Annotated in this window: 20 protein-coding genes; 6 read left to right on the top strand and 14 right to left on the bottom strand. The window is 66.5% G+C overall.

Features of this window, described 5'->3' with window-relative positions; translation table 11 throughout:
• Positions 1-26: 26 nt before the first annotated feature.
• The 7 genes from N7I30_RS19795 to N7I30_RS19765 are packed head-to-tail and all read right to left on the bottom strand — an operon-like array spanning position 27 to position 7,329.
• Entirely contained in the window at positions 27-809 is a 783-nt protein-coding gene (locus N7I30_RS19795) for a crotonase/enoyl-CoA hydratase family protein (protein ID WP_491390256.1), read from the bottom strand.
• Positions 810-842: 33 nt separating this feature from the next.
• On the bottom strand, positions 843-1,715 hold the full coding sequence (locus N7I30_RS19790) for a hydroxymethylglutaryl-CoA lyase (protein WP_491390255.1): 873 nt from the start codon (positions 1,713-1,715) through the stop codon (positions 843-845).
• Complete coding sequence (locus tag N7I30_RS19785) at positions 1,712-2,374, bottom strand: glutathione S-transferase family protein (protein WP_491390254.1); 663 nt, start codon at positions 2,372-2,374, stop codon at positions 1,712-1,714. Before N7I30_RS19785 ends, N7I30_RS19790 begins: the two co-directional genes overlap by 4 nt.
• On the bottom strand, positions 2,371-4,389 hold the full coding sequence (locus tag N7I30_RS19780) for an ATP-binding protein (RefSeq protein ID WP_498640867.1): 2,019 nt from the start codon (positions 4,387-4,389) through the stop codon (positions 2,371-2,373). Before N7I30_RS19780 ends, N7I30_RS19785 begins: the two co-directional genes overlap by 4 nt.
• A complete protein-coding gene (locus tag N7I30_RS19775; RefSeq protein ID WP_491390252.1) occupies positions 4,386-4,553 on the bottom strand; it encodes a hypothetical protein in 168 nt (55 codons plus the stop codon). Before N7I30_RS19775 ends, N7I30_RS19780 begins: the two co-directional genes overlap by 4 nt.
• 19 nt (positions 4,554-4,572) lie before the next feature.
• Positions 4,573-6,180: a carboxyl transferase domain-containing protein gene (locus N7I30_RS19770; protein ID WP_491390251.1), complete on the bottom strand. Its 1,608-nt coding sequence runs from the start codon at positions 6,178-6,180 to the stop codon at positions 4,573-4,575.
• A complete protein-coding gene (locus N7I30_RS19765) occupies positions 6,181-7,329 on the bottom strand; it encodes an isovaleryl-CoA dehydrogenase (protein ID WP_491390265.1) in 1,149 nt (382 codons plus the stop codon).
• Between the two features lie 446 nt (positions 7,330-7,775).
• Here N7I30_RS19765 and N7I30_RS19760 point away from each other — a divergent pair, with 446 nt between their 5' ends.
• From N7I30_RS19760 to N7I30_RS19740, 5 genes are all read left to right on the top strand, one after another.
• Positions 7,776-9,134, top strand: a complete 1,359-nt coding sequence (locus N7I30_RS19760) for a substrate-binding protein (RefSeq protein ID WP_024351118.1) — start codon at positions 7,776-7,778, stop codon at positions 9,132-9,134.
• A 188-nt stretch (positions 9,135-9,322) separates the two neighbouring features.
• The gene (locus N7I30_RS19755; RefSeq protein WP_024351117.1) at positions 9,323-10,336 is read left to right on the top strand and encodes a branched-chain amino acid ABC transporter permease; all 1,014 of its coding nucleotides are present in this window, start codon (positions 9,323-9,325) and stop codon (positions 10,334-10,336) included.
• A 96-nt stretch (positions 10,337-10,432) separates the two neighbouring features.
• Complete coding sequence (locus tag N7I30_RS19750; RefSeq protein ID WP_188077246.1) at positions 10,433-11,566, top strand: branched-chain amino acid ABC transporter permease; 1,134 nt, start codon at positions 10,433-10,435, stop codon at positions 11,564-11,566.
• 11 nt (positions 11,567-11,577) lie between these two features.
• Positions 11,578-12,333: an ABC transporter ATP-binding protein gene (locus tag N7I30_RS19745; RefSeq protein ID WP_024351115.1), complete on the top strand. Its 756-nt coding sequence runs from the start codon at positions 11,578-11,580 to the stop codon at positions 12,331-12,333.
• Positions 12,330-13,106: an ABC transporter ATP-binding protein gene (locus N7I30_RS19740; RefSeq protein ID WP_024351114.1), complete on the top strand. Its 777-nt coding sequence runs from the start codon at positions 12,330-12,332 to the stop codon at positions 13,104-13,106. The genes N7I30_RS19745 and N7I30_RS19740 overlap by 4 nt, the downstream gene beginning before the upstream one ends.
• 84 nt (positions 13,107-13,190) lie before the next feature.
• Here N7I30_RS19740 and N7I30_RS19735 read toward each other — a convergent pair whose 3' ends face one another.
• From N7I30_RS19735 to dctP, 7 genes are all read right to left on the bottom strand, one after another.
• Complete coding sequence (locus tag N7I30_RS19735) at positions 13,191-14,573, bottom strand: aspartate aminotransferase family protein (protein WP_370196407.1); 1,383 nt, start codon at positions 14,571-14,573, stop codon at positions 13,191-13,193.
• Between the two features lie 61 nt (positions 14,574-14,634).
• Positions 14,635-16,122, bottom strand: coding sequence for an NAD-dependent succinate-semialdehyde dehydrogenase (locus tag N7I30_RS19730; RefSeq protein WP_491391236.1), 1,488 nt, complete (start codon positions 16,120-16,122; stop codon positions 14,635-14,637).
• 127 nt (positions 16,123-16,249) lie between these two features.
• Positions 16,250-16,744 carry an Lrp/AsnC family transcriptional regulator gene (locus N7I30_RS19725; protein WP_491391235.1) on the bottom strand — a complete coding sequence of 165 codons (495 nt, stop codon included), beginning with the start codon at positions 16,742-16,744 and terminating at the stop codon, positions 16,250-16,252.
• 79 nt (positions 16,745-16,823) lie between these two features.
• Positions 16,824-17,267, bottom strand: a complete 444-nt coding sequence (locus tag N7I30_RS19720; protein WP_187391732.1) for a universal stress protein — start codon at positions 17,265-17,267, stop codon at positions 16,824-16,826.
• A gap of 55 nt (positions 17,268-17,322) precedes the next feature.
• On the bottom strand, positions 17,323-18,600 hold the full coding sequence (locus N7I30_RS19715) for a TRAP transporter large permease (RefSeq protein ID WP_491391234.1): 1,278 nt from the start codon (positions 18,598-18,600) through the stop codon (positions 17,323-17,325).
• 63 nt (positions 18,601-18,663) lie between these two features.
• Complete coding sequence (locus N7I30_RS19710; RefSeq protein WP_491391233.1) at positions 18,664-19,323, bottom strand: TRAP transporter small permease; 660 nt, start codon at positions 19,321-19,323, stop codon at positions 18,664-18,666.
• Between the two features lie 107 nt (positions 19,324-19,430).
• Positions 19,431-20,483 (bottom strand): TRAP transporter substrate-binding protein DctP, encoded by a 1,053-nt coding sequence (gene dctP / locus N7I30_RS19705; protein ID WP_491391232.1) that lies wholly within the window; start codon positions 20,481-20,483, stop codon positions 19,431-19,433.
• 617 nt (positions 20,484-21,100) lie between these two features.
• Between dctP and eutA the strand changes: the two genes are divergently transcribed.
• Positions 21,101-21,877: an ectoine utilization protein EutA gene (gene eutA, locus N7I30_RS19700; RefSeq protein WP_491391231.1), complete on the top strand. Its 777-nt coding sequence runs from the start codon at positions 21,101-21,103 to the stop codon at positions 21,875-21,877.
• Positions 21,878-21,880 lie beyond the last annotated feature (3 nt).

Below are 21,880 nucleotides of genomic sequence, written 5' to 3'. Positions count from 1 at the left end.
CCAAGGCGGCCGCAGACCGGACGGCGTCAGCCGGCGAAGGTAGCAGCCCGCTTGTCGAAAAAGGCGCCGACACCCTCGCGGGCATCGGCCGTCTCCCAGGTGTCGGCGAGCCGGCGGGCGGTCTCCTCCAGCGTCGCATCGTCGATGACGGGACCGAGCGACCGGGCCAGGGCCTTCGACGCCGCCACAGCAGAGGGCGAGCAGGCGAGATAGGGCGTCACTTCTTCTGCGATCGCCGCATCCAGCTCGTTCGCCGGAACCGCCTTTGCCAGAAGCCCGAGATCGACGGCCTCGGCCGCGCCGAACAGGCGGGCCGACATGAACACCCGGCGGGCCCGGCCCTCGCCCATGCGGGTCAGGACGTAGGGCGAGATCGTCGCCGGGATCAGGCCGAGCTTCGCCTCGGTAAAGGCGAAGCGCGCCGCGTCGCTGCCGATGGCGACGTCGCAAACCGAGATCAGCCCGAGACCGCCGCCGAAGGCCTGGCCGTTGATCCGGCCGATCAGGGGTTTCGGCAATTCGTTCAGCGCCCTGAGCATGCCGGCGAGTTTCATCGCCTCGGCGATGCGGTCCTCGCGGGTGGCGGCGAACTGGGCCTTCATCCAGTTCAGATCGGCGCCGGCCGAAAAGCTGCGCCCTTCACCGGTCAGGACGACCACCCGCACCGCCGGATCACCGCCGAGCTGATGCGCCGCCGCGTGCAATTCGCCGATCATCGCCGCATCCATGGCGTTGTGGCGCTCGGCCCGCGCCAGGGTGAGCGTCGCGACGCCCCTGTCGTCGGTGTCGATGCGGATCGTGTCGCTCATGGTGTCTCCCCGGCCCTGCCGGCCGTTATGCGATCAGGCGTCCGCGGGCTCGGCCGGCCGCAGCGTGCGCGCGAAGGTGGCGGCCTCTGCCAGCGCGGCGGGGTCCAGCCCTGTTTCGAAGCCGCGCTCCCGCAGCAGCGCGTCGACCTTCAGCGTGTCGACATTGCCCTTGGCGCCAGGCGCATAGGGGCAGCCGCCCAGTCCGCCGACGGCGGCATCGAAGGTTCGCAGGCCGAATTCCAGGCTGGCGGCGATGTTGTCGAGCGCCCGGTTGCTGGTGTCGTGGTAGTGCCCGGCGATCCGCCCGGCCGGCGCGACGTCCAGCACCGCCGTCAGCATCGCGGCGATGGTCTCGGGCGTGCCATGGCCGATCGTGTCGCCGAGCGAGACCTCGTAGCAACCCATGGCGAGGAGCGCCTCGGTGACGGAGGCCACCGCGCCGGGCGCGACCGGGCCCTCATAGGGGCAGTCGGTGACGCAGGAGACATAGCCGCGCACCGGCACGCCCGCGGCCTTCGCCGCCTCGGCGACCGGGCGGAACCGCTCAAGGCTCTCGGCGATCGAACAATTGATGTTCTTCCGGCTGAAGCTCTCCGAGGCCGCACCGAAGATCGCCACTTCGTCGGCTTTCGCTGCAAGCGCCGCCTCGAAGCCGCGCAGGTTGGGAGTGAGCGCCGTATAGGCGATCCCCGGCCGCCGGGCGATGCCGGCCAGCACGCTTGCTGCATCGGCCAGTTGCGGCACCCATTTCGGCGAGACGAAGCTGGTCACCTCGATCTTGGCGAAGCCGCAGGCGGACAGGAGATCGACGAGCCGGATCTTGTCGTCCGTGGCAATCAGGCGCGTTTCGTTCTGCAGCCCGTCGCGTGGGCTCATCTCGAAGAGGGTGATGTCTGGCACGGTCATGACGGCTCGAAATAGCGTTCGCGCGTATAGATGCGATGGGCAGCATCCGGTGCCGGCAGCGCGGCACGGAAGCCCGGCCGCTCGGCCAGTCGCGCGTAATAGGCCGCAACCTGCGGAAAGGCGGCGAGGTCGGTGAACAGCCGCGCGATGTGAAGGCTGTAGCCGACCCCGACATCCACCGCCGAGAAGCCCGAGGACAGCAGGTGGTCGCGGCCCTCCAGCCAGTCCTCGACGACGCCGAGCGCCTTTTCCAGACGCCGCGTCTCCAGTTTCACAAGGGTCGGCGATTGCAGCGCCGGATCGGTAATGACGAGGATCTGCTGGGTGAGGCTGGCCACATGCACCGAGACCGTCTCGGCATAATGCAGCCATTGCAGCCATTCGGGCCGCTCCGGCGTGCCGGGCGGGCGCCAGAGGCCGGAATCGCCCCCATAGGCCTCGCAGAGATATTCGGCGATGGCGCCGCTTTCGAACAAAGTCACCGACCCGTCGACCAGCGCCGGCACGCGGCCGAGCGGATGGACCGCAAGGTAGGCGGGATCGCGCAACTCGCGGCCAAAGGGATGGACGATCACGTCCACATCCAGCCCCAGTTCGTGGATCAGCCAGAGCGAGCGCATCGAGCGCGCCTCGTGGCAATGGTGGAGGGTGAGGGTCATCCGGCCTCCGGCTCCAGCGCCAGGAGCAGCGCGCCATCCTCGACCTGATCGCCCTCGCCCACTAGCAGTTCGGCGACCGTGCCGTCGCGCGGGCTCTTCAGCGTGTGCTCCATCTTCATGGCTTCGAGCACGATCAGCGCCTCGCCCTTAGCCACCGTCGCGCCGGCCTTCACCGCGACCAGCTTGACCAGACCCGGCATCGGCGCGGCAACGCGATCTCCCCCGGCGCCCTCGTCGGCATGGGCCATGGCGCTGTAATCGGCGAAGCGATGCGCCGCCCCGTCGAGGAAGACGGTCAATGCGTCGGGCTCACGGGCAATTGCGGCGCCGAAGACGCGGCCATCGGCCTCGGCACGGATCGTGTGGCCCCCGGGGGACTTTGCCAGTGCCAGTTCCAATGTCGCCCCCTCGCCTGCGACCGAGAAGCGACCCCTGCCGAGATCGGAGACGATGAGGTCGTGGCGGGTGTTCCCCTCGCCTTCGAAGCGCGCGGCCTGCCGGGCAACGCCCCAGGCGCGAAAGCCGCGCAGGCGTGCCCAGGGATCGGCGTCCCGATCGCCCGACCCTTCGCCGGCTGCCGGGACATGGCCGAGCTGCGCCAGCGCGGCGATTGCCGCAGCTTCGGCGGAGCGGGCTTCCGGCGCGGTCAGCGCCTCCTGGTCGCGGCCGATCAGGCCGGTATCGACGTCGCCGGCGGCGAAACCCGCATGGCTTGCCAGCCGCGACAGGAAGGCAACGTTGGTCACCGACCCGGCAATGCGGGTTTCGGCCAGCGCGGCGCGCAACAGCCCCAGGGCACTTTCCCGGTCGGGCCCGTGGACGATCAACTTGGCGATCATCGGGTCGTAATGCGGAGTGATCCGGTCGCCTTCCCGCACTCCCGTATCGATGCGGGCGCCTGTCGCCGGAAACCGCAGATGGGTCAGCGTGCCGGTCGCCGGCAGGAAACCGCGCGCCGCATCCTCGGCATAGATCCGCGCCTCGAAGGCGTGGCCGTCGATCGCCAGATCGGGCTGGGCGAAGGGCAGCGGCTCGCCGGAGGCGACGCGCAATTGCAGCTCCACCAGATCCAGCCCGGTGATCGCCTCGGTGACCGGATGCTCGACCTGCAGGCGGGTGTTCATCTCCATGAACCAGAACCGGTCCGGCCGCAGCCCGTCGGACGCGTCGACAATGAACTCGATCGTGCCGGCGCCGGCATAACCGATGGCTTTCGCCGCCGTGACCGCCGCCTCGCCCATGGCGGCGCGCATCTCGTCCGGCATGCCCGGCGCCGGGGCTTCCTCGATCACCTTCTGGTGGCGCCGCTGCAGCGAACAGTCGCGCTCGAAGAGATGCACCGCGTTTCCGTGGCTGTCGCCAAAGACCTGGATCTCGATATGCCGCGGCTTCTCGACGTATTTCTCGATCAGGCAGTGGGGATCGCCGAAGGACGCCTGCCCTTCCCGCCTCGCGCCGTCCAGCGCGGCGCGGAACTCCGCCGGATCGTCGACCCGGCGCATGCCCTTGCCGCCGCCGCCGGCCCGCGCCTTGATCAGCACCGGATAGCCGATCCGGTCGGCCTCGCCGGCCAGAAACTCCGGGTCCTGCGCGTCGCCATGATAGCCCGGCACCACCGGAACGCCGGCCTCGTGCATCAGCCGCTTGGCGGCATCCTTCAGGCCCATTGCCCTGATCGCAGACGCCGACGGGCCGACGAAGATCAGCCCCGCCGCCGTGACGGCATCGACGAAATCCGGGTTCTCGGACAGGAAACCATAGCCCGGATGAATGGCCTCGGCGCCGGTGCGGCGGGCGGCTTCGATGATCCGGTCGCCGCGCAGATAGCTGCCCGCCACCGCCGCGGGGCCGATCCGCACCGCCTCGTCGGCCATGGCGACATGCATGGCATCGCGATCGGCGTCGGAGAACACAGCGACGGTGCGGATGCCAAGCCGCTTCGCCGTGCGGATCACCCGGCAGGCGATTTCACCACGATTGGCGATGAGGAGAGATCGGATTGGTGCAGGCATCATGCGATCTCCGGCAGATTGGACCAGCTATTATTGAGTGCGCGCGCCGCCGCGTCAGCCAAGTTAGCGCCGAATGCCATTTCCACAGAGCGACGATTCCGCCCGGCACCCACACCGAGGCTTTCGAGCATCGTCTCGTCGAGCTGTAGAATGACCGGGTGTTTCATCGTCGCCTCCGATGTCAGATCACATCCGGAACAGGCCGAACCGTGTCTCCGGGATCGGCACGTTCAGCGAGGCCGAGAGCGACAGGGCCAGGATCTCGCGGGTCCTGGCAGGATTGACGATGCCGTCGTCCCACAGCCGGGCGGAGGCGTAGAGTGGATGGCTCTGGCGCTCGAACATCTCGATGGTCGGGCGCTTGAACTCGGCTTCCTCCTCAGCCGACCATTCGCCGCCGTGCCGTTCGATGCCGTCGCGCTTGACCGTCGCCAGCACGCCGGCCGCCTGCTCGCCGCCCATCACGGCAATGCGGCTGTTCGGCCAAGTCCACAGGAAGCGTGGGCTGTAGGCCCGCCCGCACATGCCGTAATTGCCGGCGCCGTAGGAGCCGCCGATCAGCATGGTCACCTTGGGCACTGACGTGGTGGCGACGGCGGTGACCAGCTTGGCGCCGTGCTTGGCGATGCCGCCCGCTTCATAGGCGCGGCCGACCATGAAGCCGGTGATGTTCTGCAGGAAGACCAGCGGGATCCTGCGCTGCGAGCAGAGCTCGACGAAATGCGCGCCCTTCACGGCGCTTTCGGCGAACAACACGCCATTGTTGGCGACGATGCCGACCGGGATGCCGCAGACATGGGCGAAGCCGCAGACCAGCGTCGGCCCGTAGCGCGCCTTGAACTCGTCGAAGCGCGAGCCATCGACAATGCGGGCGATGGCCTCGCGCACGTCGTAGGGCGTCTTCGGGTCGGCGGGCACGATGCCGAGCAGTTCCTCCGGATCGTAGGCCGGCGCCTCGGGCGCCTGCAGTTCCACCGTGAACGGTTTCGGCCGGTTCAGATTGGCAACGGCGCGGCGGGCGAGTTCCAGCGCATGGAGATCGTCATTGGCGAGATGGTCGGCAACGCCGGACAGCCGCGTATGGACATCGCCGCCGCCCAGATCCTCGGCCGAGACCACCTCACCCGTGGCCGCCTTCACCAGCGGCGGGCCGGCGAGGAAGATCGTGCCCTGATTGCGCACGATGATGGTCTCGTCGCTCATCGCCGGCACATAGGCGCCGCCGGCCGTGCAGGAGCCCATGACGACGGCGATCTGGGGAATGCCCTTCGCCGACATCTGCGCCTGGTTGTAGAAGATGCGGCCGAAATGGTCGCGGTCCGGGAAGACCTCGTCCTGGTTCGGCAGATTGGCGCCGCCGGAATCGACCAGATAGACGCAAGGCAGGCCGTTCTGCTCGGCGATCTCCTGGGCCCTGAGATGCTTCTTCACCGTGGTGGGAAAGTAGGTCCCGCCCTTCACCGTGGCGTCGTTGGCGAGCACCATCACCTCGCGGCCCGCCACCCGGCCGATGCCGGCGATCATGCCGGCAGCCGGCACCGCGTCCTCGTAAAGCCCGTGGGCGGCGAACAGGCCGACTTCCAGAAACGGAGAGCCGGGATCGAGCAGGCCCTCCACCCGGTCGCGCGGCAGCAGCTTGCCGCGTGACAGATGCCGCTCGCGGGCCCTGTCGCCACCGCCCGCCATGGCGGCTTCAGCGGCCGCCTCGACCGCCTGCATCTGCCTTGCCATGGCGTCGCGATTGGCCGCGAAGGCGTCCGAGCGCGGCGAGATGGACGAGGTGAGGACCGCCACCTACGCGGTCTCCCGGAACAGCTCGCGGCCGATCAGCATGCGGCGGATTTCCGAGGTGCCGGCGCCGATCTCGTAGAGCTTGGCGTCCCGCAGCAGCCGGCCGGTCGGATAGTCGTTGATATAGCCGTTACCGCCCAGCGCCTGGATCGCCTCCAGCGCCATCTGGGTCGCCTTCTCGGCGGCATAGAGGATGCAGCCGGCGGCGTCCTTGCGGCTGGTCTCGCCGCGGTCGCAGGCCGCCGCCACCGCGTAGACATAGGCCCGGCAGGCATTCATCGTGACATACATGTCGGCGAGCTTGCCCTGCATCAGCTGGAACTCGCCGATCGGCTGGCCGAACTGCTCGCGCTCGTGGACATAGGGCAGGACGACGTCGAGGCAGGCGGCCATGATGCCGAGAGGCCCGGCCGAGAGCACCACCCGTTCGTAGTCGAGGCCGCTCATCAGCACCTTGGCGCCGCCGCCCTCCTCGCCGAGGATGTTCTCGTAGGGCACCTCGCAATCCTGGAACACCAGCTCGCAGGTGTTGGAGCCGCGCATACCGAGCTTGTCGAGCTTCTGGGCGGTCGAAAAGCCGGCCATGTCCTTCTCGATCAGGAAGGCCGTGATGCCGCGCGGGCCGGCATCCGGATCGGTCTTGGCGTAGACGATCAGGGTCGAGGCGTCGGGACCGTTGGTGATCCACATCTTGGTGCCGTTGAGGACGAAGCGGTCGTTGCGCTTGTCGGCCCGCAGCTTCATGCCGACGACGTCGGAGCCGGCGCCGGATTCCGACATGGCGAGCGACCCGACATGCTCGCCAGAGACGAGCTTCGGCAGGTATTTCGCCTTCTGGTCGGCCGTGCCGTTGCGCCGAATCTGGTTGACGCAGAGATTGGAATGGGCGCCGTAGGACAGGCCCACAGAGGCCGAGGCGCGGGAGATCTCCTCGATGGCGACGCAATGGGCGAGATAGCCCATGGCCGAGCCGCCATATTCCTCCTCCACCGTGACGCCGAGGAGCCCGAGGGCACCGAGCTCCTTCCAGAGTTCGTTCGGGAATTCGTTGGTCCGGTCGATCTCCGACGCGCGGGGGGCGATCCGCTCCTGCGCGAAGCGGCGCACCATGTCGCGCAGCGCGTCGATCTCCTCGCCAAGCGCGAAATTCATGCTCTTGTCGAACATCGTCCTGTTCCTCCCTGACCCCGACCGTCCGCAGGACGGGCGTTCGGGACCGACCGCGAATCGTGCCGGTCTCGATCCGGCTGCCGGCATTGCGGCGAAGGTCTCCCCTCCCCGTGCGAAGGTCAACTCGCCAGCCGGTCGCAGCGCCCGCGATGCGTCATCCGGCGAGCCGGCGCGACGCCGGCTCGCGCCCCGCCAGCAACCGGCCAGTCATGGCGCAGATTGATATTGCTGCATTGCAATATTGCACTGCATTATCGCACGGAGGGACAATATAGGACAGACGTCGAAGCCGGTTCATCCGAAAGTACTATAGTCGAAAACCGCGGACTCGTGGACGATGCGCGTCATCCGGCGGGATCTGGGGCGGGCGATCGATATGTCGTGCTGTCTGCCGCTACGGCCGGAATGGGATAATCGGGAGGTGACCAATGGCATTTTACAAGGACGGATGGACCCGTCGTCGACTGCTGACGACCGGCGCCGGCATCACGGCCGGTCTCGCCATGCCGCATGTCTTCACGCGCGGGGCCTGGGCGCAGGATCAGGCATTCTGCAACAACCCGTCCGGTGGCACCGTGACGCTCGGCTTCAACGTGCCGCAGTCCGGTCCGTATGCGGATGAAGGCGCCGACGAACTGCGCGCCTTCCAGCTGGCGGTCAAGCACCTGAACGGCGAAGGCGACGGCGGCATGCTGTCGACAATGCAGCCGTCCAACCTCAAGGGCAACGGCATCCTGGGCAAGAAGGTCGCGTTCGTGACCGGCGACACCCAGACCAAGTCCGACGCGGCCCGCGCCTCGGCCAAGCGCATGATCGAGGCCGACAAGGCGATCATGATCTCCGGCGGCTCGTCCTCGGGCGTCGCCGTGGCAGTGCAGTCGCTGTGCCAGGACATGGGCGTAATGTTCATGGCCGGCCTGACCCACTCCAACGACACCACCGGCAAGGACAAGCGGCGTTACGGCTTCCGCCACTTCTTCAACGCCTACATGTCCGGCCAGGCGCTCGGCCCGATCCTCGCCGAGGAATACGGCAAGGACCGTCGCGCCTACCACCTGACCGCCGACTACACCTGGGGCTGGACCCAGGAAGAGTCGATCAAGAACGCCACCGAAGGGCTCGGATGGGAAACGGTGGAGGCCGTTCGCACCCCGCTCGGCGCCGGCGACTTCTCGCAGTATCTGACGCCGGTCCTGAATTCGGGCGCCGACGTGCTGATCCTGAACCATTACGGCGGCGACATGGTCAATTCGCTGCGCCAGGCCGTCACCCAGTTCGACATGCGCTCCAAGCAGGTCAACGGCAAGGACTTCCAGATCGTCGTGCCGCTGTTCTCCGAGCTGATGGCACAGGGTGCGGGCGAGGCCGTGAAGGGCATCTTGGGCACCGCCAACTGGGACTGGAAGCTCGACAACGCCGCCACCAAGGCGTTCTCCAAGTCCTTCGGCGAGGAATATGGCAGCCCGCCGTCGCAGGCCGCCCACACCTGCTACGTCCAGACGCTGCTCTACGCCAACGCCGCCGAGACCGCCGGCACCTTCTATCCGCCGGAGCTGATCAAGGCGCTGGAAGGCTTCGAGTTCGACGGCATGGGCAATGGCCCGACGCTCTACCGCGCCGAGGACCACCAATGCTTCAAGGACGTGCTGGTCGTGCGCGGCAAGCAGGAGCCGACCAACCAGTTCGACCTGATGGAGATCGTCAAGGTCGTGCCGCGCGACGACGTGACCTACGACGCGTCGATCTTCGGCGGCGAACTCGGTCCCTACGACGCCAAGGAATGCTGATCGCATCCTGACCCGATCAGGTCGCCGGCAGACATGCCGGCGACCGTCCAGCATCGCAGACATCAAGACGACAGGCGCCGGCCCAGCGGGCGACGGCGACACGAGGCAATCGAACTGCCGCTCGCCAGGGCCGCGCGTATCGACCCCGACAATTCAAAGCGGCAATGCCAGGAGCGACCAAGGGGCACATGGACGCCATCATTCTTCAGATCCTCAACGGTCTCGACAAGGGCGGGGCCTATGCGCTCATCGCCCTCGGCCTGACCCTGATCTTCGGTACGCTCGGGGTGGTCAATTTCGCCCACGGCGCCCTCTTCATGCTCGGCGCCTTCTGCGCCGTCGCCTTCTCCATGGTCCTGTCGATCTCAGAGCGCGTGCGCGACGAGAGCGTGACCTTCTTCGAGGCCTACAAGGAAGTCCCCTATCTGGAGATCTGGTTCGGCGACACCGGCCGCACGATCCTCGACTGGTCGGTCCCCTTGTCGATCCTCGTCGCGATCCCCTTCATGCTGCTCGTCGGACTGGCGATGGAGCGCGGCCTGATCCGCTTCTTCTACAAGCGCAGCCATGCCGAGCAGATCCTCGTGACCTTCGGCCTCGCCATCGTCCTGCAGGAGATCGTGAAGCACTATTTCGGCGCCAATCCGATCCCGATGACCGCTCCCCCGGCTTTCGCCGGCAGCGCGGATATCGGCCAATGGTTCGGCATTCCCGGCCTCAGCTACCCGATGTGGCGCATCGTCTACTTCCTGTTCTCTTTGGCCATCATCGGCGCGGTCTTCGCCTTCCTGCAGCTCACCACTTTCGGCATGGTGGTGCGGGCCGGCATGGCGGATCGCGAGACGGTGGGCCTGCTGGGCATCAATATCGGCCGCAAGTTCTCCATCGTCTTCGGCCTCGCCGCCGTCGTCGCCGGGCTGGCGGGCGTCATGTACACGCCGATCCTGTCACCCAACTACCATCTGGGCATGGACTTCCTGGTGCTCTCCTTCGTGGTCGTGGTCGTCGGCGGCATGGGGTCACTGGGCGGTGCCGTGGTCGCCGGCTTCCTGCTCGGCATCCTGCAGTCCTTCTCCTCGATGACCGAGATCAAGGCGATCCTGCCGGGCATCGACCAGATCATCATCTACCTTGTTGCCGTCGTCGTCCTGCTGGTCCGCCCGCGTGGACTGATGGGCCGCAAGGGCGTCATGGAGGCCTGATCGATGAACAGCGCCATCACCTCGACCGACCTCGGCGGCACGCCGCACGAGACCACCCGCAAGACCCGCGACACGCGGCCGTTCTTCGCGACCACGATGGGCGACTACGCCTTCACCGCGATCTTCGCGGCGGCCGTCCTGACCATGCCGATCTGGCTCGCGCCGATCGGCGCGGGCTATCCGGACATCCTGCAGAAATTCGCGATCTTCGGGATCTTCGCGATCGGCTTCAACATCCTGTTCGGCTTCTCCGGCTATCTGTCCTTCGGCCATGCAGCCTTCCTCGGCACCGGATCCTACGCCGCGGTCTGGATGTTCAAGCTCCTGTCGATGAACGCGATCTTCGCGATCCCCTTCGCGATCATCGTCGCCGGGCTCCTGGCGCTGGTCATCGGCTTCGTCTGCCTGCGCCGCGCCGGCATCTACTTCTCGATCCTGACGCTCGCCTTCGCGCAGATGTCCTACAATCTCGCATATTCGGTGCTGACGCCGATCACCAACGGCGAGACCGGACTGCAGATCTCCCGCTCCGACCCGCGGCTGATCGACCGGGCACTGGGCGAAGTCGGCGCGGGTCTGCCCAAGCCGAACTTCTTCGGCATCGAGCTGCAGGGCTATCCGGGCTTCTATTTCTGCGCGATCCTGCTGGTCCTCGGCTTCTTCCTGGCGCTCCGGATCCGCAACTCGACCTTCGGCATGATGCTCTTCGCCATCAAGTCGAACCAGAACCGCATGGGCTATACCGGCTTTGCCGCCCGCCCCTATCTGCTCACCGCCTTCGTCATCTCGGGCATGTATGCCGGCCTCGCCGGCGGCCTCCTGGCGGTCACCGATCCCCTCGCCGGCGCCGACCGGATGCAGTGGACGGCGTCGGGCGAGGTCGTGCTGATGACCATTCTCGGCGGCGTCGGCACGCTGCTCGGACCGGTGATCGGGGCGGCCGTGATGAAGTATCTCGAGCAGATCTTCTCGTCCTTCAACGACGGCTTCCTCTATCGCAGCTTCGACTTCCTGCCCGGCTGGGCACAGAACCTGGCGGTCGAGATCACCAGCCCCTTCGTCGGCGAAGGCTGGCACCTGACGCTCGGCCTCCTGTTCATGGTCATCGTCATCTTCCTGCCGGGCGGAATCATGGAGGGGCTGCGCCGCATCGGCGCCCTGTTCCACAAGCCCAAACCGGCTGACGGGACCACCGGCGACACCGCCGCTGCCCGCGCGAACCACGAATAGAAAGAGCCGGCATGGATATTCTCACCATCAACGGCGTCAGCAAGCGCTTCGGCGGCCTGAAAGCCCTCGACGACGTCAATCTCAGGGTCAAGGAAGGCACGGTCCACGCGATCATCGGGCCGAACGGCGCCGGCAAGTCGACCCTGCTCAACACGCTGGTCGGGCGGATCGTCCCGGACGAGGGCACCGTCGAGTTCAACGGCGCACCGCTGCTCGGGCACAATCCGTACGAGATCAACCAGGCCGGTATCGCGCGGGTGTTCCAGACGCCGGAGACCTTCGCTGAGCTGACGGTCATGGAAAACGTCATGATCCCGGCCTTCGCCCGCAAGGACGGCGCCTTCAAGATCAATCTCTGGGGGCGTGCCAACGACCGGCGTGTGGTGCTGGAAGAGGCCGAGGAGATCCTCGAGGATCTCAACCTGGCCGCCCAGCGCCACCAGCGGGTCGATTCCATGTCCCGCGGCGACAAGCGGCGGCTGGAGCTGGCGATGTGCCTCGTCCAGCGACCCAAGCTGCTGCTCCTCGACGAGCCGACCGCCGGCATGTCGCGGGCCGACACCAACAACACCGTCGATCTCCTCAAGGCGATCGCCAAGCGCGGCATCACCAAGGTGATCATCGAGCACGACATGCATGTCGTGTTCTCGCTGGCCTCGACCGTCAGCGTGATGGCGCAGGGCACGGTGATCGCCGAAGGCACGCCCGAGGCGATCAAGGCCGATCCGCGCGTGCAGGAAGCCTATCTGGGGGGAGCCCATCTATGAGCGACACGATCGACGCCGTCCGGCCGCATGGTCGCAGCGCCCGGGCAGAAAGCGTCCGGTCCGAGGGCCAGCCCTTCTTCGCTGCCCGCGACCTGCATGCCTATTACGGCGAGAGCTACATCGTGCAGGGCGTCTCCTTCGAGGTGCGGGAAGGCGAGATCGTCGCCCTGCTCGGCCGCAACGGCGCCGGCAAGACCTCGACGCTGCGCACCATCGCGCGGGCCGGTTCGCCGGAGCTGAAGCATGGCGAGATCTGGCTCGACGGTCAGCCGTTGCACACCATGCAGGGCTACGAGGCGGCCCGCCTCGGCGTGCAGCTGGTACCCGAGGACCGGCGGATCATCGCCGGTCTGACGGTGGAGGAGAATCTCAAGCTCGCGCAGATCGAGCCGCCCATCGGCTGGTCGCTGGAGCGGATCTACGAACACTTCCCCCGGCTGGCCGAGCGCCGCACCCAGGAGGGCATCACCATGTCCGGCGGCGAGCAGCAGATGCTGGCCGTCGCCCGGGCACTGGCCCGGGACGTGAAGCTGCTGCTGCTGGACGAGCCCTATGAGGGGCTCGCGCCGGTCATCGTGCAGGAGATCGAGCGAATTCTTGAGGAGATCAAGCAGATCGGCATCACCACGATCCTGGTCGAGCAGAACGCCATCGCCGCGCTGCATCTGGCCGACCGCGCGATCATCCTGGAGATGGGCGAGATCGTCTTCGACGGCACCGCCCAGCAGATCATCGACGACAAGGAAATGCGGCTGCAATATCTGGCCGTCTGACCCGTCGCCTCAAGCCGACAACGAAAAGCGCCCGGCGGCAATGCCGGGCGCTTTTCGTTTGGGCGCGATAGGCGCCGGTGGCGATCAGCCGAGTTTGGCCGTCACCGCCTCCACGGCATCGGCGGTGCGCTCCACCACCATGTCGGCCTCTTCACGGGTCAGGACGAAGGGCGGCGCAAAGCCGAGAATGTCGCCTTCCGGCATGGCCCGGCCGATGACGCCGCGCTCCAGCAGCGCCGCCGCGATCTGCGGTCCGACCTTCAGCGACGGGTCGAAGAACTTGCGGTCGTCCTTGTCCTCGACGAACTCCACCGCGGCCATCAGGCCGTCGCCGCGCACCTCGCCGACATGGGCGTGCCCTGCCAAGGCGTCGGCGAGGCCCTTGCGGAAATGCGCGCCCACGGTGCCGGCATTCTCGACGAGGTCCAGCTTGTCGATCAGTTCGAGATTGGCGACGCCGGCCGCCGCACACAGCGGATGCGCCGAATAGGTCCAGCCATGACCGATCGGGCCCATCTCGTCGGAGCCCCGCACGAGAACCTCCCAGACCTTGTCGGAGATGATGCTGCCCGACAGCGGCGCATAGGCCGAGGTCAGGCCCTTGGCGATGGTGATGATGTCCGGCTTGATGCCGTAATGCTCGGAGCCGAACATCGTGCCGAGGCGCCCGAAACCGGTGACCACCTCGTCGGCGACCAGCAGGATGTCGTATTTCGCCAGCACTGCCTGAATCTTCTCCCAGTAGCCGGCCGGCGGTGGCACGATGCCGCCGGTGCCCAGGATCGGCTCGCCGATGAAGGCGGCGACGGTGTCCGGCCCCTCGGCGAGGATCATCTCCTCCAGCTTGTCGGCGCAATGCTGCGAGAACTGCTCCTCGCTCATCGAGCGGTCTTCGCGGCGGAAATAATACGGCGCCTCGGTGTGCAGGATCGGCGCGCGCGGCAGGTCGAAGGCGTTGTGGAACAGCTTCAGGCCGGTGAGCGAGCCGGTCATCACGCCCGAGCCGTGATAGCCGCGCCAGCGCGAGATGATCTTCTTCTTCTCGGGCCGGCCGAGAATGTTGTTGTAGTACCAGATCAGCTTGATGTTGGTCTCGTTGGCGTCCGATCCCGACAGGCCGAAATAGACCCGGCTCATGTGGTCCGGCGCCCGGTCGATGATCATCTTGGCGAGCTGGATCGACGCCTCGGAGCCGTGACCGACATAGGCGTGGTAATAGGGCAGCTTGTGCGCCTGGGCGGCGATCGCATCGGCGATCTCGGTCTGGCCGTAGCCGACATTGACGCAGTAGAGACCGGCAAAGGCGTCGAGGCTTTCGCGGCCGTTGGTATCGACGATGGTCGCGCCCTTGCCGCCGGCGATCACCCGGGTCGGCGTCTCACCCCGGGCATGGCTGCCCATATGGGTCGACGGATGGAAGAAATGATCGCGGTCGAAGGCGGCGAGTTCGTTGTTCCGGTCGAGCATCGTCTGCTCCTTTCCTGACTGTATGCGTCGTGACTGAATGCGGTTCTGTCGAAAGCGGCGGTCAGCCGATGTCCTGACAGACATATTTGAGGTCGGTGAAGGCTTCGAGGCCGTGACGGGCCCCTTCCCGGCCGATGCCCGACTGCTTGACGCCGCCGAAGGGGATCGGCGCGCCGGTGATCTTGACCCGGTTGACGGCGACCATGCCGTATTCGAGCGAGGCGGTCATGCGGGCGATCCGCGCGGCGTCACGCGTCACCAGATAGGCGACGAGGCCATATTCGGTGTCGTTGGCGCGGGCCAGAACCTCGTCCTCCGCGTCGAAGGGCGTGACGGCGGCCACAGGGCCGAAGGTCTCCTCATGCATGATCAGCGCATCCTCCGGCACATCGGCCAGCAGCGTCGGCCGGTAGAAAAGCGGCCCGGCCGCATCGCGGCCACCGCCGGCGAGGCAGCGGGCGCCGCGGCCGACGGCGTCGTGCACCTGCGCCTCGACCTTGGCGATGGCGCGGGCGTGCATCAGCGGGCCGATCTCCGTGCTGGCATCGAGGCCCCGCCCGACCGCCAGCGCCTCGATCCGCGCCTTGAAGGCGGCGAGGAACGGCTCGTAGATCGACCGCTCGACATAGATGCGGTTGGCCGCCAGGCAGTCCTGCCCGGAGGTGGCGAACTTGGCGTCCATGGCGATGTCGACGGCCCGGTCGAGGTCGCTGTCGGCGAAGATCATCAGCGGCGCGTGGCCGCCAAGCTCCATGATCAGCCGCTTGACCGTCGGCGCGGCCTGCGCCGCGATGATCCGGCCGATCTCGGTCGAGCCGGTGAAGCTCATGGCCCGCACGCGGCTGTCCTCGCAGAGGCGCCCGACGATCGTCGCGGCTTTGCCGGTGACGACGTTGAAGACGCCGGCCGGCATGCCCGCACGTTCGGCCAGTGCCGCCAGCGCCAGGGCCGAGAACGGGGTTTCCGACGAAGGATGGGCCACCGTGGTGCAGCCGGCGGCGAGCGCCGCGGCCGCCTTGCGGGTCAGCATGGCGGCCGGGAAGTTCCACGGCGTCACCAGACCGACGACGCCCAGCGGCACGCGGGAGAGCGTCATCTGGGCATTCGGCAGATGGCTGGTGAGCCCCTCGACCGCGATGCGCCGCGCCTCCTCGGCATAATAGTCGACGAAGGAGGCGGCATAGTCGATCTCGCCACGGGATTCGGCCAGGGGCTTGCCCTGCTCCAGCGTCATCAGGAGCGCCAGATCTTCGCGCGACGCCAGGATCAGGTCATGCCAGCGCTTGAGGATCCGCGCCCGCTCCTGCGGCAGCAGGGCGCGCCAGGCCGGCAGCGCGGCCTCGGCCGCGTCGATCGCCCGGCTGGTGTCCGCCGAGGTCAGAGCGGGGATGGACCCCAGGGTCTCGCCGGTAGCCGGATCGGTGACGGCGACGGTCGTCTCGCTGGTGATCCAGCGGCCCCCCAGAAAAGCCGCCTGGATGAACAGCGTCGCGTCGTCCAGCGCGGCCAGAGGGTGAAGGGTGTCGAGATGGCGTATCGCTGCAGACATGGCGCTCTCCTGTTCCGTCAGGAGAACGCTATCGCGTTCGCAGGCGAGACGTCGGCCATAGATCGGCCCGGGAAGCGAATTCTCTCCTGCCGAAGGGCCCTTGCGGCGATGGCTCGTCGCCCGCCCCTCAGCGCGGCGTGTCGGCGATCATCTGGATGGGGATCGGCGCCTTCTTGATTGACGTCATCACCGGATAGCTGAAGTAGCGCTTGACCCCGGAGCCGTTCGACAGAAGCCGGTCGATGATCGCCTGGTAGCTGGCGAGGTCGCGGGTGACGAACTTGCAGAGATAGTCGAAGCCACCCGACACCGAGAAGCACTCGACGATCTCCGGCACGTCGCGGATCGCCGCCTCGAAAGCCGCGAAATCCTCCGTGCGGTGGCTCTCGATCTCCATCATCACGAACAGGACGGTGAGCGGCCCGTAAGTGCTCTCGGCGATCATCGCGCCGTAGCCCTCGATGATTCCGGCTTCTTCCAGCCGGTTCAGCCGCTCCCAGCAGGGCGTCGGCGACAGGTTCACGCGCTCCGCCAGCGTCGCCTTCGGAATCCGACCCTCCGACTGGAGGATCGTCAGGATCTTGATATCGCGGTCGTCCAGCTTGATGCGGCCCGGTGGCATGGCGAGTCCTGGTCCGAAGAGGTCGATCCCCTTCAATAGACTGCCGGTTTGGCCGGCGTCCACCGCCGAGTGTCGTGTCTCAGCGCACGATCAGGCAATGCTGGGGGGCGAGCGAGGCCACCTTGTGGGACACCGAACCGAGGAGAAAGCCCTCGATGTCGCCATTGCCGCGGGCGCCGAGCACGATCAGGTCGCAGTCATGCTGCTTCGCGAAGGCGACGATGGCGCGCGAGGGCTGGCCGCGCTTGGCATAGGCGGTGACCTCCTCGACGCCGGAATCGAGGGCCCGGGCCTTGGCGGCCGCGGCGATCTCGCTGGCATAGGTCTTGAGGGAATCGTCCGGTCGCTCGGCCGGCTGCTTGACCCGGACCATGGAAAGCGAGGCTTCCAGTGGCGAATGATGCCGATAGACGCACAAGGTGATCAGGCGCGCGCCAAAGAGCCGGCACATCTCGGATGCCACGTCGAGGGCGCGCGTGGCCATGGGGGAGCCATCCACGGGCACGAGGACCGTCTTGTACATGCATCGCCTCCAGGAGCGGTTCGGATCGTGTCGACAGGCCCCGGCCCCTCGCGGCCTAGCGGAAGGCCAGATCGCGAAGGAACAGCGCCAGCGGCGGCCATGCGATGAGCAACGCACTGACCAGGAGCAGGATGAAGATGAACGGCGGCGTACCGCGGATCACCTCGATATAGGGACGTTTGAAGATCGCGATCGCCGTGAAGATATCGCAGCCGAAGGGCGGCGTGGCCGACCCGATCGCAACCTGCAGCGTGATGATCACGCCGACCAGCACCGGGTCAAGCCCGAGACCGGAGACGAGCGGCGAGAAGATCGGCACCAGCACCAGAATGACCACGATCGGGTCGACGAACATACAGCCGACGAAGAAGGCGATCGAGATCGCGATCAAAACGCCCACCGGCCCGGCCTCGGTCAGACCGATCGCCCCGAGGAGCATCTGCGGGATCTGCTGGAACGAGATGACCCAGGAGAACGCCGCGCCGGCCGCAACCAGGATGAACACCACCGCGGTGATCAGGCCGGTCGACTTGGCGATGTCGAAGATGTCGCTCAGCTTCAGCGAGCGGAAGATGACCATCTCCAGAAGCAGCGCATAGCCGACGCAGACGGAGGCGGCCTCGGTCGGGCTGAAGATGCCCCCATAGATGCCGCCGACGACGATCAGCGGGAAGCCGAGCGGCCAGATCGCCGCCACCATCGCCTGGCCGCGCTCGCCCCAGGTGGATTTCGGCTCGGTCTCGAGATTGTGCATCCGCGCGTAGATCACGGCGTAGATCGAGAACAGGAACAGGATCAAAAGGCCCGGACCGACACCGGCGATGAACAGTTCCGAAATCGAGGTGCCGGACACGACACCGTAGATGATCATCGCGATCGAGGGCGGGATCAGCATGGCGATGTCGGAGGAATTGATGATCAGCGCCAAAGTGAAGCTGTCGCTGTAGCCGGCCTTCAGCATGCGCGGCCGCAACGGACCACCGACCGCGACCACGGTCGCCTGGGTCGAGCCGGAGACGGCGCCGAACAGGGTGCAGCTCATCGCCGTCGCGACCCCCAGACCACCGCGCATATGGCCGACGAAGCGCATCACCATGTCGATCAACCGGTCGGCCGAATGGCCCTTGGTGATGATGTCCGCGGCCAGGATGAACATCGGCACCGCCACCAGCGCGGCCGGCCGGATGCCCGCGATCATCTGCTGGACCATGATCTCCGGCCCGATGGGCAGGAAGAAGAAGAACCCCACCAGTGTCGCCATGAGCAGCGGCACCATCATCGGGAACCCCAGGAGCAGGAGAACCACCATGGTCGAGAGCATCGCAGTTGCCATGGATTTCCTCTGGTCAGAGCGCGCGGCGGCGGATGTTTAAGCAGGTCGACGGCGGTGGCGGCGTCAGATCTGGGTTTCGGTGTCTTCGTAGGAGTCGACCACGGAGACGGACAGGTAGATTTCCGGCCGGGTCAGATTGGCCAGGGCCGTCAGCACGTACTGGATGCCGGTGATGACGAAGCCGATCGGCAGCCAGACGAGGGTCACGTAGATCGGCAGGCGTAGCACCGGCGAAATCCGGCCGGTGTCGAAGACGCTGACGACGTAGAACCAGGAGAACCAGGCGAGGATGAACATGGTCGCCGCGGTGACCAGCGCAATCACGATCATCAGGGCGCGGCGCACCGGATCGGGCAGCTCGTCATAGATCGCCGACATGCGGATATGGCGGCCATGGCGCGCGGCGAAGCCGATGCCGGCAAAGGTCACCAGGATGACCAGGAACTGGTTGAGTTCCTGCGAGAAATAGAGGCTGCGCCCGAAGGCGAACCGGCCGATGACATTGGCGACCGAATTGACCGCCATCATCAGGATGCCGGCCGTCAGGATGACGGATTCCAGCACCGCAATCGACCGGTCGAGAATCTGGAAGGGCTTGAGAACGCCGGAAAAGCCGCTTTCGGGCGCGTCCGTCTTGTTGGTCGAGGAATCCTCGGAGGGCCTCGGGCCACCCAGACTTTCGGCGGGGGCGTCCGGGTCGGTCGACGGGTCGGGTCGGTTCATCGGCGTTCCATCCTATGGCGCCACACATATGCTGCCGCGCATGATGATAGCGCGGCAGCAGCTTTCGGCGACCGGCGAAACAAACCGCCGGCCGGATTCCTGTCGGATCAGCCGCCGCTGCCGACCCGCTCCTGCGAGGCCTTGATGTCGGCCTCGAAGCCGTCGAGCACGGCCTTGCCGCTGTCGCCCGTCATCTCGACGAACTTCTCGCGGACCTGCTCGGCCGCCTTGCGGAACGGCTCGCGCTGCTCGTCGTTCAGGCGCGTCACCGTCATGCTCGGCTTGGCTTCCTGGATCTTGGCGAGCGCCTCGTCCTCGAGACCCTTCTGGTAGTCGATGATGTAGTCGTAGGCGGCATCGGCCGCTTCCGTGACGAGCGCCTTGTCCTCGTCGGACAGGTCGTCATAGAAGCTCTTGTTGGCCGCCACGGCGGTGGTGAAGGTGTTGTGGCCGGTGAAGGTGATGTGGTCGGTCACCTCGTACATCTTCGTGGATTCCACGAAGAACATCGGGTTCTCCTGGCCCTGGATCATGTTGAGCTGCAGGCCGGAGAAGGTCTCGCCCCAGGGCAGCGGCGTCGCCGTCGCGCCGAAGGCGTTGTAGGTCTCGACGAGCAGCGGCGTGGTCATCACGCGGAACTTCACGCCCTCCAGATCGGCCGGCGACGTCACCGGCTCCTTGGTCGTCATCACGACCTCGCCTTCCGGGAACATGTCGATCAGGTGCAGGCTCTGCGCCTCGTAGAGCTCGGCCAGATCCTCGTTGATCGTCGGCGACGTCTTGTAGAAATCGGCCAGCACGGCCGGGTCTTCCGGCAGCACGTAAGGCATCAGGAAGACCTGCAGCTCGGGGATCAGGCTGCCGGTGAAGCCGGGCGAGGCATCGACGAACTGGATGGCGCCCATCTGGGCGAGCTCGGTCGTGTCAGCGGACTCGCCGAGCGTGCCGAACGGGAAGATGGCGACGGTGTGGTCCGAATTCGCCTCGATATGCTCCTTGAACTTCGTGGCGTAGACGCCCTGAACCTCTTCCAGCGCTTCCTCGATGGCGTATTTCCACTCGGCGGCGAAGGCCGGGCCGGCCAGAAGGGTCAGCGCGGTCGTGGCTGCCAGAGTCTTGGCCACCAGATTGCGGCGGCGGGTCTTCATCGGATTGGTCATTCAACGATCTCCGTTTCTCGGTTCGACGACAGGAGGTCAACAAACCATAGCATTCGAAATCAGCAGGAAAAGCGTAGCCCGCGAAAAATCCGCCGACGGCGCACGATCGGCAATGGAATTCAGGATCATCGCCGGCGAGATCAGTCGATCTCGGATATTTCGCCTGCTCAGCACAGGGTTCGATTGCACGAACCGTCGTGAAGCACCGGGCTCCTGCTTGAAGGGAGCCCAAGCCTGCACATCGACGACCGTCAGTCAACGTTCGCATCCTCTGGATCGCCGAAGATCAGCTTCCGAATATTATCGCGCTGTGTCGAGCGAGCGTTCGCCCGAATGCGTTCGGGCCGGCAGCAGAATACACTTCTGGCGCCAGCGAAAAAGGATGGTTCGCCTAATTGCCGGGCATGCCCAAGGCGTGATCATTTGAGCGCTGTAACGTCGGGGAACAAGCGGTTCGCGGGTTGACCGGGGCGAAGGGAAATGCGCCTTTTCGGCTCCGTGTTGCCCGGTCCGGATTCCGTTCTCGGCACCTTGCGCATGCACCGGCGGCGACGGGTTCGCAGAGAGCATCAGGCCATGGCGACAAAACTCTGTTTTCCCTGTTGAAAGTTTCTGCCATGAGCGTCCCGATCACCACCTCGGACCTGCCTCTCGCTCTCGATGAGCGGGCCTGCGAGCGCCGTGTCGGCCTGATTCTTCTTGCGACCGACCAGTCCACCGAGGCCGATTTCACGCGCATGGTCGCCTCCGACACGATCCATGTCTTCGGCACCCGCATCGAGTTCGCCAATCCCACCACGACGGAGAACCTGCGGGCAATGAAGCCGCGCCTCGCCGCCGCGGCCAGCCTGCTTTTGCCCGGCGAGGCCTTCGACGTGATCTGCTTCTCCTGCACGTCGGGCACGGTGCTCATCGGCGACGACGAGATCGCCGCGGCGATCCACGCCTCCAAGCCCGAAGCCGCCGTGGTGACCCCGCCGGCTGCCGCCGCCATGGCCCTGCGCGCCCTCGACGCCCAGAAGATCAGCGTCCTGACGCCCTATGTCGTGCCGGTCGGCGAATTGATGGCGGATTATTTCGTCGATGCCGGCTTCACGCTGGAAAACTTTACCTGCCTCGAGATGGAAGACGACGGCGACATGGCCCGGATGTCGCGGGCCAGCCTGGTCGAGGCAGCCGTCGCCGCAACCGCTCCGTCCGCCGAGGCCCTGTTCATCTCCTGCACAGCCCTGCGCTCGGCCGCCGCGGTGCCGGAGATCGAGGCCCGCATCGGCCGGCCGGTCGTCACCAGCAATCTGGCGACGGTCTGGGCGACGCTTGGCCATTGCGGCGCCCTCGCCGCACGACCGGACGCCGGCCGCCTGATGGCGCGGTCCCTGCCCGCCGCCGCGTGACGT

It is taken from the genome of Aurantimonas litoralis (assembly GCF_026153195.1).
GTDB lineage: Bacteria > Pseudomonadota > Alphaproteobacteria > Rhizobiales > Rhizobiaceae > Aurantimonas > Aurantimonas coralicida.
Note: the sequence above shows the minus strand (reverse complement) of the source record. Positions and strands in the feature narration are given on the sequence as shown.